Here is a 15,581-nt window from a genome sequence, read left to right on the forward strand (position 1 = left end):
GCCCTTAGTTAAGTGTAAAGCTCATCCCGACACCTACGCCCCAATCACCACCACCAGTGGTTGCGGAAACATTGAAGCGCATTTGCTGATCTGGGCTCGTGTATCCTAGACCAAACGCAGCTGCCCCTGCCCCACGCCACATACCTCCTCCTATAGCTGCGCTAAGCTTACCCGGACGGTCGTCGAAACGCAAAGACGCAGCAGCGAGTCCGATAGCTGCCGCCTGATGGGCCTCACGGCGAACGCCGCTGATCTCACCACTTAGCAAGTTGAATCTATCGTTGGTATGCTTCTTAGCTTCGTCTAATATTCCTGTTGATGCATTTTCGACATAGCCTTTAACGTGGGTCTGTACCTGCGATACAATTTGTTGCGACCTTGCATCAGTGTATTCATTTGCAGACGATAAGGTGTCTTTGGAAGAATCTCGCATCTGGCTAAGATTGACAGCGTCGGTATCTTTGCTGCCAACTGCGACATTAGACAGCACGACAGGATTGTTAACGTCTCCGCCTTGGAGGGTTACTGAGTTTCGTCTAGTTCCTCGTTGATCGATATCGTATTGGATCGTGTTGTTCGTTGCGTTCACGACTTGATCTATCTTGCTCCCTACAGCTTCGACCGCCTGATTGGTGGAGAACAGCTGGCTTCCATTTATCGCGTCCGTCGAGGTGGCCGCAACTACACCCGTCGCTACACCGGAAACGGTTCTGTTGCCGGAGGTGCCTGCCATATTGACGTTCGTGCCACCCGTTTCTGCCCCGACTGTCAACTGCGCGTCTGCACCATTCTGGCGGACAAGGCCGATCGCCCCGCTGCCAATAGTCTGGCTCAGATTAGTGACCCGATCATCAACCGTCGTGACCCGGTTACCCAAATTGGTCACGTTGGTGTTTGTGGTGGCAAGGCCGGTTTGCAGGCTCGATATGTCGCCTTCGTTCTTCGTAACCCGGTTGCCTACAGCTTCGACCGCCTGATTGGTGGAGAACAGCTGGCTTCCATTTATCGCGTCCGTCGAGGTGGCCGCAACTACACCCGTCGCTACACCGGAAACGGTTCTGTTGCCGGAGGTGCCTGCCATATTGACGTTCGTGCCACCCGTTTCTGCCCCGACTGTCAACTGCGCGTCTGCACCATTCTGGCGGACAAGGCCGATCGCCCCGCTGCCAATAGTCTGGCTCAGATTAGTGACCCGATCATCAACCGTCGTGACCCGGTTACCCAAATTGGTCACGTTGGTGTTTGTGGTGGCAAGGCCGGTTTGCAGGCTCGATATGTCGCCTTCGTTCTTCGTAACCCGGTTGCCTACAGCTTCGACCGCCTGATTGGTGGAGAACAGCTGGCTTCCATTTATCGCGTCCGTCGAGGTGGCCGCAACTACACCCGTCGCTACACCGGAAACGGTTCTGTTGCCGGAGGTGCCTGCCATATTGACGTTCGTGCCACCCGTTTCTGCCCCGACTGTCAACTGCGCGTCTGCACCATTCTGGCGGACAAGGCCGATCGCCCCGCTGCCAATAGTCTGGCTCAGATTAGTGACCCGATCATCAACCGTCGTGACCCGGTTACCCAAATTGGTCACGTTGGTGTTTGTGGTGGCAAGGCCGGTTTGCAGGCTCGATATGTCGCCTTCGTTCTTCGTAACCCGGTTGCCTACAGCTTCGACCGCCTGATTGGTGGAGAACAGCTGGCTTCCATTTATCGCGTCCGTCGAGGTGGCCGCAACTACACCCGTCGCTACACCGGAAACGGTTCTGTTGCCGGAGGTGCCTGCCATATTGACGTTCGTGCCACCCGTTTCTGCCCCGACTGTCAACTGCGCGTCTGCACCATTCTGGCGGACAAGGCCGATCGCCCCGCTGCCAATAGTCTGGCTCAGATTAGTGACCCGATCATCAACCGTCGTGACCCGGTTACCCAAATTGGTCACGTTGGTGTTTGTGGTGGCAAGGCCGGTTTGCAGGCTCGATATGTCGCCTTCGTTCTTCGTAACCCGGTTGCCTACAGCTTCGACCGCCTGATTGGTGGAGAACAGCTGGCTTCCATTTATCGCGTCCGTCGAGGTGGCCGCAACTACACCCGTCGCTACACCGGAAACGGTTCTGTTGCCGGAGGTGCCTGCCATATTGACGTTCGTGCCACCCGTTTCTGCCCCGACTGTCAACTGCGCGTCTGCACCATTCTGGCGGACAAGGCCGATCGCCCCGCTGCCAATAGTCTGGCTCAGATTAGTGACCCGATCATCAACCGTCGTGACCCGGTTACCCAAATTGGTCACGTTGGTGTTTGTGGTGGCAAGGCCGGTTTGCAGGCTCGATATGTCGCCTTCGTTCTTCGTAACCCGGTTGCCTACAGCTTCGACCGCCTGATTGGTGGAGAACAGCTGGCTTCCATTTATCGCGTCCGTCGAGGTGGCCGCAACTACACCCGTCGCTACACCGGAAACGGTTCTGTTGCCGGAGGTGCCTGCCATATTGACGTTCGTGCCACCCGTTTCTGCCCCGACTGTCAACTGCGCGTCTGCACCATTCTGGCGGACAAGGCCGATCGCCCCGCTGCCAATAGTCTGGCTCAGATTAGTGACCCGATCATCAACCGTCGTGACCCGGTTACCCAAATTGGTCACGTTGGTGTTTGTGGTGGCAAGGCCGGTTTGCAGGCTCGATATGTCGCCTTCGTTCTTCGTAACCCGGTTGCCTACAGCTTCGACCGCCTGATTGGTGGAGAACAGCTGGCTTCCATTTATCGCGTCCGTCGAGGTGGCCGCAACTACACCCGTCGCTACACCGGAAACGGTTCTGTTGCCGGAGGTGCCTGCCATATTGACGTTCGTGCCACCCGTTTCTGCCCCGACTGTCAACTGCGCGTCTGCACCATTCTGGCGGACAAGGCCGATCGCCCCGCTGCCAATAGTCTGGCTCAGATTAGTGACCCGATCATCAACCGTCGTGACCCGGTTACCCAAATTGGTCACGTTGGTGTTTGTGGTGGCAAGGCCGGTTTGCAGGCTCGATATGTCGCCTTCGTTCTTCGTAACCCGGTTGCCTACAGCTTCGACCGCCTGATTGGTGGAGAACAGCTGGCTTCCATTTATCGCGTCCGTCGAGGTGGCCGCAACTACACCCGTCGCTACACCGGAAACGGTTCTGTTGCCGGAGGTGCCTGCCATATTGACGTTCGTGCCACCCGTTTCTGCCCCGACTGTCAACTGCGCGTCTGCACCATTCTGGCGGACAAGGCCGATCGCCCCGCTGCCAATAGTCTGGCTCAGATTAGTGACCCGATCATCAACCGTCGTGACCCGGTTACCCAAATTGGTCACGTTGGTGTTTGTGGTGGCAAGGCCGGTTTGCAGGCTCGATATGTCGCCTTCGTTCTTCGTAACCCGGTTGCCTACAGCTTCGACCGCCTGATTGGTGGAGAACAGCTGGCTTCCATTTATCGCGTCCGTCGAGGTGGCCGCAAGCCTGCCGGCGGCGAGATTGGTCATTGTGCGCGGGGCAGTACTGCTACCGATACTTACCGTACTCGTCGCATTTGAACCCGCGAAACTGTAAGATGCACCGTTTATATTTGTCCCTGTAGTGTTCACCACCAATTGCGTCGTAGAATTGGAGCCGAGAGCAATGTCGCCCACATTGCCATTTGCTGCAGCCGCCAGCCCAATAGCGACTGCACCGTCCCTCGCAGCTAGCGATTGGGGCCCCAACGCAATTGCATTCACAGCTGTGGCAGCGGCTCCAGAGGTATCATTGACGCCAATTGCTATCGCGCCGTTTGCGGTTGCTCGTGTGGAAAGATTGGCTCCTAATTTGGCCGCGCCGCCCCCACCAATTGAAATCGCATTATTGGCGGAAGCAATGCTACCTGTACCGTAAGCGGAACTGGCTTCTCCCGTAGCAACCGACTCGACGCCAACTGCCGTGGCAAAATTCGCGCCCGCTCTCGCACCCAGTCCAATTGCGGTAACACCTGTGAAATTTCCACCATTGGCGAAACTTCCCAAGACAGTATATCCAAGACCGGTACCAATAGTGGCACAACCCGACACCCATCCGTAGGTCCCGGGTCCGCTTCCAGGCATAATACCTCCCGCTGTCGCATTGTTTGTATTGCCATGATTTACGCGGTACACAGTGCCACTCGCTTGGCTAATGCAAGTATTCAAGACCCCAGCTGGAAATGACACGTCAACTTTCGCGGCCCGAACCTCCTCAGGACGGATGATAATACTAGCACAGAAGAGGCTTATAACCGACGAGAAGTGAATGCTGCGCGTAACTAACGGCAGCACCACCCTCGCGCGGTCTGAAACTTTTAATGCAGCACTCGGACCAAAGAGACCTACGCCAAGATGCCTCCTCACCAATCCGATCACACGATGAGCCATTCTGAGCAGTGCAAATAAGCGGCGACGTTGAGATTTACTGACAGCCGGCTCCAATCCCCCATCCAGAACGAATGGTGCGCCGCGATCAAATAATCTGACAGGAAATGCTGGTTTTTTATCAAACATCTAACTCTCCAATTCGCTACTTGACAGCCACAGTCGTGTCACTTCTTTTTGGCTGCTAAGGTATTACGTAGGGTCATAGTCAAGTCTTTTTTGTTCGTTTGGATCTCGCGTTAACGTGGGTGCGGGCGTACCCGTCGTCGCTTTTACTTTGCGATTTCAAACAGCAAAACGTCATATGTCTGTTAGAGTTAGAGAGGTGGCTCGGTTTGTTTGAACAGTTTCGGCGTTTAGTTAAGTAGATTTCCGCCTAGAGCAGATCCTGTGATCGATGAATCGATTGTGAAGTGACGGGGCGAGCGGAAGCTGATTCAATATCCACAGCGAAAGAGGTGGCTGATGGGACGAGCACTGAGCGATGATCTTCGACTACGCGTGTTAAAAGCGTCTGCGGCGGGCATGTCTGCGCGCCAGTCGGCGGCGCGGTTCGGGGTTGGGATTTCGACGGCGATCCGGTGGATCGCACGAGCGAGTGACGGTGAACCTACGTCCCGGCCGCAAGGCTGGCGACGGCCATCGGTCCTTGATGCACATGAGACGTTTGTCGTGGTCATGATCGACGACCGGAAGGACGTGACGCTCGATGAAATGGTCGAGCGTCTGTCTGTTGAGCGGCAGGTAGGTATCAGCCGAAGCGCGCTCGGCGCCTGGCTGCGGGGCCGCGGCTGGACGTTTAAAAAAAGTCCGCACATGCATTGGAGCAAGACCGGCCGGACGTCCTGAAACGGCGGCGAGCCTGGTTTGAAGGGCAGCTCGACCTCGATCCGGAGAAGCTGATCTTTATAGACGAAACCGGCCTCTCGACGAAGATGGCGCGTCTGCGAGGGCGTGCCATTCGAGGTGAGCGTTGCCGAGCTGGCGTGCCGCATGGCCACTGGAAAACAACGACATTCACCGGCGCGCTCCGCCTCACAGGCATGACCGCACCCTTCGTTTATGATGGAGCGATGAACGGCAATGTCTTCCTGGCCTATGTCGAGCAAGTGCTCTCGCCGACCCTTCAGACCGGCGACGTCGTCGTTATGGATAACCTGCCGGCCCACAAGGCAGCCGGGGTGCGCGACGCCATCGAGCGCGCGGGCGCCAAACTCATGTTCCTGCCACCCTATAGTCCCGACTTTAATCCCATCGAAAACGCATTCTCGAAATTGAAAGCTATGCTACGGGCTCGGGCGGAGCGGAAAATCGACGCCCTATGGGATGCCGTCGGCACATTGATCCCCCGATTCACATCGGAGGAATGCGCAAACTACTTCAGGGCTGCAGGCTATGACCCGGATTGAACAGGATCTGCTCTAGATTATGCCGCCACCATCATCGGTGCCAGCGCTTTGAAGTAAGCCTGATCCGGCGTCTGCCGGTCAAGAGATGAATGTGGACGTCGAGTGTTGTACAACACGACGACAGAACACCCACGGGACCGAGGTTCGCGAGCTTTTGTATCCGTGGCATCCCTGGTCGGGGCGGCTCGTTCACGTCCATGAGGCGCTGTCCAAAGGGACGCATATTTTCCGCTGCAGTCTTTCTGGTGCTTCCTCTGATCGACTTCTTGAAGTCCCGTCGTGGATGTTCGACCGATCTGTGAGTGGATCCTGGCGCAGCCTGTCGGTTCCGCACGTCGATCTCGCAGCCTGCATATTTTGGCAAGATTGTTGAAGGACGCTGATGCCTCATCGCAATCTTCGATAATGGGCGCAGCATTGGTCTCTCACGAAACGAGTCGGAGAGATGTCCATGCCTCACCAGCCCATGACATACCAGTTCGATCTGTTCTCGGCCCCGCAGCGGGGAAAGACGGCAGGGATGCCGCAATGGCCGGAGTTGCCGGAGGAAACCCGTCAGGCACTGACGGTTCTCATCGTGCGACTGTTCGTCGATCATGCAAGGTGCGAGCCGGTCTCCCAACAGAAGGAGACCGGCCATGATGCATGAGAAGATCGGGCCGCATCATCTGGAGCGGAAGGCCATCCTGTATGTTCGGCAGTCATCAGCTCATCAGGTTCTGCACAATCGAGAAAGCAGCGCCCTGCAGTACGCCATGCGGGACCGGCTGGCAGCGCTTGGATGGTAACAAATAGACACGGTGGATGACGACCTTGGTCGTTCGGCCGTCGGCGGCGTGACCCGCGCTGGATTTGACCGGATGGTGGCGGAAGTCTGCCTTGGCAAGGTTGGCGCCGTGGCCGCGCGTGAGGTATCGCGCTTCGCCCGCAACAGCCGGGACTGGCAGCAACTTATCGAGATGTGCCGTGTTGTTGATACCATCCTGATCGACCAGGAAGCGGTTTATGCGCCCCGCCAGAGCAACGACCGTCTGCTCTTGGGTTTGAAGGGCAGCCTCAACGAGTATGAGCTCGATCTCTTGCGTCAGCGTTCCCTTTCCGCCCGCTATGAGAAGGCTCGCCGCGGTGAACTCATCGTCAGCGTCCCGGCCGGATTCGTGAAGGCGGGTGACAGGATCGAGAAGGATCCCGACCGACGCATCCAGGAAGCCATCGCACTTGTCTTCGACAAGGTTGCCGAACTCGGCAGTGCGCGGCAGGCTCTGCTATGGTTCCTCGAGCAGGGGCTGGACCTGCCGGTCAGGTACGCCAATGGTGACGTCATCTGGCGCAGGCCAAATTATGCTACCATCCACCGGATGATTGTGAACCCGATCTACGGCGGAGCATACGCTTATGGTAAGAGTCGCTCCGTGCCGGGATATGATGGCCGATCTGGAATTCGCCGCAAGACGCGTGATGAATGGCTTGCCCTGATCCCGGATGCACATGAAGGTTACGTCAGTTGGGAACGGGCGGAGGAGATCCGCAAGATGTTGAGCGACAATGTGCCAGCCAGCCGCCACCACGGGGCGCCGAAGCACGGCGACGCTCTGCTTGCCGGCCTTTTCCGCTGCAAGAGGTGTGGTCGAAAGCTGACCGTCCGCTACACCGGAAACAAGCATAGCATTCCGCGCTATTCCTGCTGGCGTGGTCTGCTCGATAATGGTGAGCCTCGCTGCATTGCTTTCGGCGGTCTGCAGGTCGATGACGCGATCGAAGAGGCACTGCTCGGCGTGGTGGAACCAGGCGCTATTGCCGCCGCAGTCGAGGCGGAACGTACTATGGCCAGCCAACGCGATCAGGTTCAGGATGCCTTTCTGCGTGACCTCCAGGCGGCGCGCTACGCCGCCGATAGGGCATTCCGGCAATATGACGCGGCCGATCCGGAGAACAGGCTGGTGACCTCGGAGCTCGAAGCACGCTGGAACAAGGCGCTCGCTCGCGTCGGGGAGATCGAGGCCAGGATTGCCAAACATCGGACGGTTACACCGCAGCCATTCCCCATGTCCGCCTCACAGGTAAATGCCCTTGCGGGGAACCTTCGCACCGTCTGGACAGCACCGACAACAGATACAAGGCTACTCATCCGCTACCCGATGGCCCATGGATCTTCAGAAACTCGCGACCTCACAAGCACGTCAGATCCTCGATCGCGTCTGGCAGAACCCCCGACACCCCACAGGATCGCATCCAGATCAGGAAAGCTTATTCCCTTCAACAACATAGAAAGATGGGCGTTATGAAACAGGATTGTAAAAGTTCAGATAACGACCGATCCCCGCGCGGGCCTCGGACACGGTCTTGTAGGCGTGAAGGTAGACCTCCTCGTATTTGATCGACCGCCAAAGCCGTTCGACGAAGACGTTGTCCCGCCACGCACCCTTGCCATCCATCGAGATGGCGATTTCCGCCTTCTTCAGCACGGCGGTGAAGTCGATGGAGGTGAACTGCGATCCCTGATCGGTGTTGAATATGTCCGGCTTTCCATAGCGAGCCAGCGCTTCCTCGACCGCTTCGATACAGAAGCCCGCCTCCATCGTGATCGATAATCGCCACGACAGAACCCGATGGCTGAACCAGTCCACGACGGCGCAGAGGTAGACAAAACCACGCGCCATGGGGATATAGGTCAGGTCCATCGCCCATACCTGATTGGGCCGGGTAACCTAACTGGCGAATGGTCGCCTTAACCCGCTTGCCAAGCGTGATGTAAAGCTCAACGGCTCGAAGTCTGTCTGCGTAGGAATACATGAACTACCTCCTGGTGGTCCAAGTTTTCGTCCGCATCCCCGCTCGATGCACGCAGGCAGCCAAATTGACAAACAAAACAAATGACATCAGCCAGGAGCAAGTCTCATTCGGCTCGCGCTTCCTTGACACGAAGCATTGAGCAGAAGCCGAGGTTTCAGCCGCGGCGGCCCGCCTGAAACTCGAAAGGCCAAGATCCTGGGCCGATCTTGAGGAACTGGAGCGGAATCCAGGATATCTTCGCGGCACAGAGGCTATGATCTGGGAGTTTGCAGCATTGTCCAGGTTGCATCCGGACTGCAGTCCGGACGAAATCATGGATCTCGCCTGGCATGTTCGCATAAAGCGGCGCGCGGCATTGAATCTGATGTGAACATTGCTGGCGACGACTATGAGGTACAGCGTCTACCGGATGACACCGGGGTAATGATTGGGCGCTAAACTGGCATTTGCGAGATATCCAGGGTTCCAAGCGGCAGAGTACCACCTGCCGTCGCCGGTCGCAGTCCCCTTCCCTTGCTGCGACCGGCTCTCTCCTGGACGGGCTGCCGACGCTGTTCTTGTTGCGAAGAAAGATTGTGTCGCTGATGAACAGGAAATCAGCCTTAGGTCTTATACAGGGGCCCAATAAAATTGAAGGCCACTGTGAAGGCTAAGGAGCCTGGGTCGAAGCGGCAGGTATGCTTTTCAACATGCTGACGAGAGCGCTCTGCTGGTTTGTGCCGGTTTTGGAAAATATTGCATTCAGATATGCCCGGGCAGTCCCGAACGTTATCCGTTGATTTGCCGCGGAATCGCGAAGCGAGAGCCCGGATGTCAAGGCAAGCGCCAGCCGGGACTCAGCTTTTGTCAGACCGAACAGCCCAGCGACATGTTCGGGAGACGGCAGCCCTCGCGAGGTTGCAACCGGTGTCAGGATCAATATTGCACCCTGTCCGGAGAATATGTGCCGTGCCTCCCGGTGGAGTGGCATCATCTGGATCACGGCCGCGTCGCGGTTCTCGTCTGCCGGTACAGGAATACTGACAGCTTTGGTCCAGGCGAGATCCAGCGCCTGTGAGAAGGCTTTGCGCAAGGCGTCATTGCCCCTCAACTCAATGCGACCAGATGAACCCGAGAAAAGATATCTGTCAGCCTCGCTGAACAGCTCGTTCCTTGAAACCAGCTCGCGGTTGCGGGAGACAAATGCGGCGGCTATCCCTGCGTTGTTGAGCATTTCGATACCGTCACGGATTCTTTCAAAATACAGACGTGACGCAAACAGAACCGATTGTGTAAACGGACGACTTAAGGTGTTCAGTCCGGCAATCAGCTCCCCTCCATAGGCAGGCTTGCCCCGTTCACGTGTGAATTCCAACGTAATGATCTCACCGTTGAAGAGCTCGACGATCGTGCCTGTCTGCACGCCATAGCCCCGCTCGATATGACCAGCTATCCGCTCGTGGAAATCAACAATGTCGGACCAGTCCCCTGCCAGCGGATCAAGCTCTGTAAAACCTGCATTGATCAAGCCTTTGGCACGCACGAAGTTCGTCCACCGCTCCAGGCTTTCGGCTGTCTGATGCCAGTCCGCCCGGTTGGGAAAGTAGCTGGTTGTTATCCCTCTCGGATACGGCCAGTAGACGCCAATGCCGCCGCAGCTCGAGCCGGTCTCCGCCGCCAGTTCATCAAGCAACGACACCCATAGCTCCGGAAACAGCGCTGCTTCATACATCTTCTCGGAAAAATGGATCGTGTCCACGCCAGTGTCTCCTGCTTTTCAGCTGACTACATCTTTCCAAACATTCCTGACTTGCGGCCACGACCATCGTCGGGCCCGACGGGCATAGATTCCATTCCACTTTTGAACCGTCCCACGCTCCCTGAACCCGCAGAGGCTGGGGTTCTCCAGCTTCATTGAGAAGGCGCTGGTACTCTTTCCGGGGTCGTTGTGAGACCGGCACGTTGTTTGTGACACACCATATCATGAACATTCATTGCCGATGTCGATTTGCATTCTGACGAACATCCGCAAGGGGCAGGTGACAATCAGGGCCGGCTGTGTGCCAGCCGGAGGGGTACCAGGCGGAGGAAGCGGTCGACCTTGCGAACCGCGTTTCATCGTGTCGCACAAGTCGAGATATCCAGATGAAATAACTTGCCCAGTGTCCATCGCGTCCTCCCCTACGCCAGAATATATAATCACAGCCATTTTTGCTAAACTCTAACCCATTGAAAACATGGTTAACAAACAACTAAATGAAAGCTATACAGAAGTTAAAATTCATTACTGCGTATGGATCTGGGCTGGGTTCATAACCATCGATAAGTACCAATTATCGATGGTAGTTGATTTCGCGGCGCAAATCGAGGAAAATCGGGGCAAATCACGGTGCCAGCGGCCGCCGAAACCCGCGATTCCGGAGCCTCTCGTGACGAAAGCGAAGACATCACACACGTCCGTCGAGCAGCGCGCCGAAGAGCTCGATACCATCGCGTCCGTTTTGCCGCTCGAACGTCGCGACGAGCTTGCCGAGCTGTTGACCGATGATGACATCGAGACGCTGCGGCATCTCGTCAATCAGGGCATGGGCGACAATACGCTCCGGGCCCTGACGTCTGATCTTGCCTATCTCGAGGCCTGGGGTCTCGCTGCCACCGGACAGTCCCTGCCCTGGCCGGCGCCCGAGGCGTTGCTGCTCAAATTCGTCGCCCATCATCTGTGGGATCCGGAAAAGCGCGCCAGCGACCCCAACCACGGCATGCCTGATGATGTCGACGAAAATCTAAGGCGTCAGGGTTTCCTGAAATCCGTCGGCCCGCACGCGCCTGACACGGTGCGACGCCGGCTGGCCAGCTGGTCAACATTGACTAAGTGGCGCGGCCTTTCGGGTGCCTTCGCCTCCCCTGCCCTTAAATCAGCCATTCGACTGGCCGTGCGCGCCGTTCCGCGAACCCGTGCGCGCAAGAGCGCAAAGGCCGTCACTGGCGACGTTCTGGCAAAGCTGCTGGCGACGTGCGAGGCAGACAGCCTGCGCGATCTACGCGACAAGGCAATCCTGATGGTCGCCTTTGCTTCCGGCGGCCGTCGACGCAGCGAGATCGCCGGGCTACGCGTCGAGCAGCTGACAGTCGAGCCACCGATCGAGGTGACCGACGGTCCTCCCCTCCCCTCACTTGCCATCCATCTTGGTCGAACCAAAACAACGACCGGCGAGCAGGACGACGTCGTTTATCTCACCGGGCGGCCGGTCGAGGCGTTGAATGCCTGGCTGGCGGCGGCCAGGATCGACAAGGGTAGCGTCTTCAGGGGAATCGGGCGCTGGGGTACTGTGTCCCGGCGGGCGCTCGATCCGCAATCGGTCAATGCGATCCTCAAGCAGCGGGCGGAGATGGCGGGGTTGGACAGTGGGGAGTTTTCGGCGCACGGACTGCGTTCGGGTTACCTGACCGAGGCCGCCAATCGCGGCATCCCTCTGCCAGAGGCCATGGAGCAGTCACGGCATCGATCGGTTCAGCAGGCTTCCAGTTACTACAACAGTGCCGCGCGCCGGACCGGCAAGGCCGCCCGCATGCTGTAAGGCCATACACACTCATCTCGTCGGTTGTGTCCGTGCGGTGAGTTTATTCCCGTCCGGATCGCGGAGGTAGGCGACAAAGGCGCCGTTCGGACGTTCCGCAGGCAGGCTCTCGATCGCTGTGCCGCCATACGTGACACCAGCCTTGTGCCACGCTAAAACATGATCCTGGCTCGCCGCGGCGATACCTATCGTCCCACCGTTTGCCGCAGTCGCCGGCTCACCGTCTATTGGCTTCGTGACCATTAGCCGCCCGCCCTCGTGAACGTAGATCAGCCTGCCTCTTGCGTCCATTTTGCCGGGCTCGCCGCCCAGTGCAGCAAACGTGGCATCGTAGAAGGCTTTGCTTCGCTCCAAGTCGTTGCTACCGATCATCACGTGGGTAAACATGCTAAATCTCCAATAAAGTTTCCCTGGTCATCAACCGTGTAGTTTTCGCTGGCTGCTACAACCAACTTCTAAATTCAGATCTCGGCAATTGCGGTCATGGGCAAAACCCGACCCGTACCGCCGAGAAACCAAGGTTCACCGTTTCGCCTCCACCGTTGGTGGCAAATAGGTCGGATATCCCGGGTCCCGCTCTGGGCCCCCAAAATAAACCCGCCGTCCTGCAGGATCGTTCAATCGACCATTTCAGTCGTCAAATAACGGTTGGACTGCTCCGACGATGCACGCAATTCGAAGATGCGGTCAATCGCGCATGTTTTGAAGGACGGAAAGCGTTTGATCAACAGCAGCTGCCGACAGTAAAGGAGAAATCTTTGGCGACGATTCCATCGGACTCTCTCAGGAACCTTACCTCGAATCCGGCAGGCAGAAATTCGCCGGCCGCTCAGACCAGCGGTGCCCAGCCAGTCTTGGCTGTCGACAATGCCGCGGGCCAACTGCCGATACTCGGTTTCAGCACGGAGATTGGGGACTGACGCCGCCCGAGTTGGTAGAGACACATGATGATATCAGGGACTGATCCACGCTCGAATTGCAAATAAGCCTCGCGAACAGAGGCAGAGAGTCGAGCCGTATTGCAAATGTCCTCAAAGATAAGGTCTGCAATGGCCGTTATAGTCACGCCTCGCCATGCCGGTGGAAGGCTGATCAACGTTGCGGTACCTGCAGTGGCCGGTGGCCGTTACCCATAAGGCAGTGGTAGACCAAGCGTGGCGATGTATGGCATGCCTTCCTGACCTCGTAACCAGAGGAAGCGGCTTGCCGTCTCGATTCGTTCAAACTCCGACCCGCCCTTGCCGATGGCCTCGCCCCTCAAGGAGGCGGTCTGCAGCAAGTCTGTGATCGCGCCGAGACAACCGCATCGCAGTTGCAGCAAAACAGTCTGCGACGCCATCAGACGTAAACCGGAACTGAAATAGTCCACTGCGGAAACAATCATCGCAGTTGATCTCGAGGCCAGTCTCGTGCCGGGGGCAGACCACGACTTCTACGCATGCCCAGGACCGTCGGCAGCAGTGATCCCTCCCCTCCTCGGCATCCTCGTCCAGACATGCCGGACAAGTGCCTCAATGCACGGGATCGCTCACGAATGACGCCCTGCTGCACCCGGTATTTGGCAGAGACAGTTGCTCCACATCTGCGTGCCTCAGGCGACAGGCAAGGGCCCCTAAACGGGTTGCGGACTGTTCGGTTGGGACGTCATGGCTAAGGAGATGCGGCTTCGAGGCTCCCGAAGCGCCGCATATCCAGTTCTCAACCTGTCGGAGCGGGCTGGAGTAATGGCTCGCCATCCGCCAACGCCAACAACCGAGAAATTCATCCTCAAATGGTCGTGGGGCGACGGCAGGGAGCCGGACAGGTCGCTGCAGGCACCCTTCAATGCGACGCGCCATCCGCACCAAGCGGCAGGAGAAGGTTGTCACCGTCGAAACTGTGCAAGGTGATCCTCTCCTTCCCATTCCGGACGGCTTCGACCGCAACCGTCTCGAAAAGGCGAAAAATTCGCATCGTACGTCATCGGTCATATCTAACCCTGCGGCGGACCGCAGCGGTGCCAATGGTGCCAAACAATTGCCCCACCGATCGAGGCAACAGCCATCCAACCGAGACAGGAGCGGGGTGCCTCAATGCGCTGGGGCAGAGCAGCGATCACTGAAAGCTGCTGGATCACGGCCTTGAGGCGCCAATGAAAGCGGTGGGGCCGGCGCATTTCCCCGCCCTCAGCGTGGGAATGCCTCAGAGCTGCGTTGATTTGATGGTATCGACACGGACTTCGCCGTCCATCACTCCACTCAACAAACCTTGTCTGCCGTGTTCCACCTCAATCACCGTATAGAGCTTCTCATTTCTGAAGGCACTCGCATTCAACGTCAAAACGTCTTCTGCGAGAAGCGAGTCGACTTCCATAAAATCCAGTTCGGCACCTGCCGCGACACCTCTTGCGTCGCCCGCAGTCCGTGCGGCGACAACGACGGTTCCGGGGGCGGGGGCATTCTGCCAACGTGGGTCGTCCGGTGCAGCGATAGGTTCAAGACGATAAACGTTGAGGCTTTCATCGATGTCCGTTCTGCGCGCTATCTCGGTTGCATTGTCAAACTGGGCCCGGCTTTTAACCGAATAGCCAAGGCGGTTATCGGTCGTGCCGGTGTTTTCGACACGCTCACCGCCCGTTGATTTCGCGTTAGACATGACATCCTCTCCCTTCACGGCTTCACCTGCCTTTCAAATCATGGACCTTGCCGAAATGTTCCAGTGTGGCCCAAAGTTCACGCACCGGCATAACCGCCACGAGTTGTTGTTGCTCATCCTCGTGAGAGATAAACTACGCCTGCCTGCTCGGCGCCATCTTTACATTCGAGAACGGTTGGCTGCCAAGGATGGCTGCGTAACAGGAAATAAAGTGATAAATGGCGGGCGGCACGCCGGTCTGCCATGACCCCCTGCCATAGACGGTGGCGGTCGCAGATCGGATGCGGGAAATGCGCAGCACTAAAACCTTGTCAGCTGACAAGGTTTTTCCGGATCGGAGCATCCACCGATTCCTAGTGACGCGACATTTTGATAATCCACCTGACTTAGGGACCAGATTACCGCGGTGGAACCTTGTCAGCTGACAAGGTTTCCAAGTGAACATAGCTGAAACTGATTTCGAGCTGAGCCTAGGCTCCTCATCAATTGAACTGGACCCAGCAACGCAAGGCAGAGAAGACGCGATTTGCTGACAATCGCAGTCGCTACGGCAGCCTGGTTCATACCCAGGAAGGCGGCGGAAAGGTTCCCGGGGGAGGGGGTAGCTCTTCAACGGTACGCCTGCAACCTTGACGGCGTCGAAATCAGCTCCACTTTCTACCGTCCGCACAAAGCGTCGACTTTAGCCCGACGGGCTGACGCTGTGCCCGGACCTTTCAATCCTCCGCAAAGGTGCTCAGAGAGATTTCGCATCTGCCCGTAATGAAGGACATCTCAGAACCGTTTGAGACTCTCACAGAC

At 57.4% G+C, this 15,581-nt stretch carries 10 protein-coding genes and 1 pseudogene; 5 read left to right on the forward strand and 6 right to left on the reverse strand.

Annotated elements, in window-relative coordinates:
• Nucleotides 1-4: 4 nt before the first annotated feature.
• Nucleotides 5-4,516, reverse strand: coding sequence for a beta strand repeat-containing protein (locus tag MRBLRC7O_RS24825; RefSeq protein WP_367727727.1), 4,512 nt, complete (start codon nt 4,514-4,516; stop codon nt 5-7).
• Between the two features lie 336 nt (nt 4,517-4,852).
• On the opposite strand from MRBLRC7O_RS24825, the gene MRBLRC7O_RS24830 reads away from it, so the two are divergent.
• The 4 genes from MRBLRC7O_RS24830 to MRBLRC7O_RS24845 all read left to right on the forward strand — a co-directional run bounded on the left by MRBLRC7O_RS24830 (nt 4,853) and on the right by MRBLRC7O_RS24845 (nt 8,081).
• Nucleotides 4,853-5,796 (forward strand): IS630 family transposase gene (locus tag MRBLRC7O_RS24830; RefSeq protein WP_367727728.1). Its coding sequence is split into 2 segments (ribosomal slippage): nt 4,853-5,189 and nt 5,189-5,796, totalling 945 coding nucleotides; the frame shifts between segments, so codons are not numbered across the junction.
• A gap of 451 nt (nt 5,797-6,247) precedes the next feature.
• Nucleotides 6,248-6,445, forward strand: a complete 198-nt coding sequence (locus tag MRBLRC7O_RS24835; RefSeq protein WP_034498060.1) for a hypothetical protein — start codon at nt 6,248-6,250, stop codon at nt 6,443-6,445.
• Nucleotides 6,435-6,584, forward strand: a complete 150-nt coding sequence (locus MRBLRC7O_RS24840) for a hypothetical protein (RefSeq protein WP_246726104.1) — start codon at nt 6,435-6,437, stop codon at nt 6,582-6,584. Before MRBLRC7O_RS24835 ends, MRBLRC7O_RS24840 begins: the two co-directional genes overlap by 11 nt.
• A gap of 12 nt (nt 6,585-6,596) precedes the next feature.
• A complete protein-coding gene (locus tag MRBLRC7O_RS24845) occupies nt 6,597-8,081 on the forward strand; it encodes a recombinase family protein (RefSeq protein ID WP_367727729.1) in 1,485 nt (494 codons plus the stop codon).
• 6 nt (nt 8,082-8,087) lie between these two features.
• On the opposite strand, the pseudogene MRBLRC7O_RS24850 reads toward MRBLRC7O_RS24845, so the two are convergent.
• Together MRBLRC7O_RS24850 and MRBLRC7O_RS24855 are read right to left on the reverse strand one after the other, a co-directional pair.
• Nucleotides 8,088-8,504: pseudogene (locus MRBLRC7O_RS24850) on the reverse strand (IS3 family transposase); the annotation flags it as partial.
• A 734-nt stretch (nt 8,505-9,238) separates the two neighbouring features.
• Nucleotides 9,239-10,327, reverse strand: a complete 1,089-nt coding sequence (locus MRBLRC7O_RS24855; RefSeq protein WP_112540374.1) for a helix-turn-helix transcriptional regulator — start codon at nt 10,325-10,327, stop codon at nt 9,239-9,241.
• A gap of 670 nt (nt 10,328-10,997) precedes the next feature.
• Here MRBLRC7O_RS24855 and MRBLRC7O_RS24860 point away from each other — a divergent pair.
• Nucleotides 10,998-12,146, forward strand: coding sequence for a site-specific integrase (locus tag MRBLRC7O_RS24860; RefSeq protein ID WP_162697699.1), 1,149 nt, complete (start codon nt 10,998-11,000; stop codon nt 12,144-12,146).
• A 12-nt stretch (nt 12,147-12,158) separates the two neighbouring features.
• Here MRBLRC7O_RS24860 and MRBLRC7O_RS24865 read toward each other — a convergent pair whose 3' ends face one another.
• From MRBLRC7O_RS24865 to MRBLRC7O_RS24875, 3 genes are all read right to left on the reverse strand, one after another.
• Nucleotides 12,159-12,533 carry a VOC family protein gene (locus tag MRBLRC7O_RS24865; RefSeq protein WP_080865324.1) on the reverse strand — a complete coding sequence of 125 codons (375 nt, stop codon included), beginning with the start codon at nt 12,531-12,533 and terminating at the stop codon, nt 12,159-12,161.
• A gap of 739 nt (nt 12,534-13,272) precedes the next feature.
• Nucleotides 13,273-13,530, reverse strand: a complete 258-nt coding sequence (locus MRBLRC7O_RS24870) for a hypothetical protein (RefSeq protein ID WP_112540372.1) — start codon at nt 13,528-13,530, stop codon at nt 13,273-13,275.
• Between the two features lie 797 nt (nt 13,531-14,327).
• Nucleotides 14,328-14,780, reverse strand: coding sequence for a hypothetical protein (locus MRBLRC7O_RS24875; RefSeq protein WP_020808216.1), 453 nt, complete (start codon nt 14,778-14,780; stop codon nt 14,328-14,330).
• Nucleotides 14,781-15,581 lie beyond the last annotated feature (801 nt).

It is taken from the genome of Agrobacterium radiobacter (genome assembly GCF_040801995.1).
Lineage (GTDB): Bacteria > Pseudomonadota > Alphaproteobacteria > Rhizobiales > Rhizobiaceae > Agrobacterium > Agrobacterium radiobacter.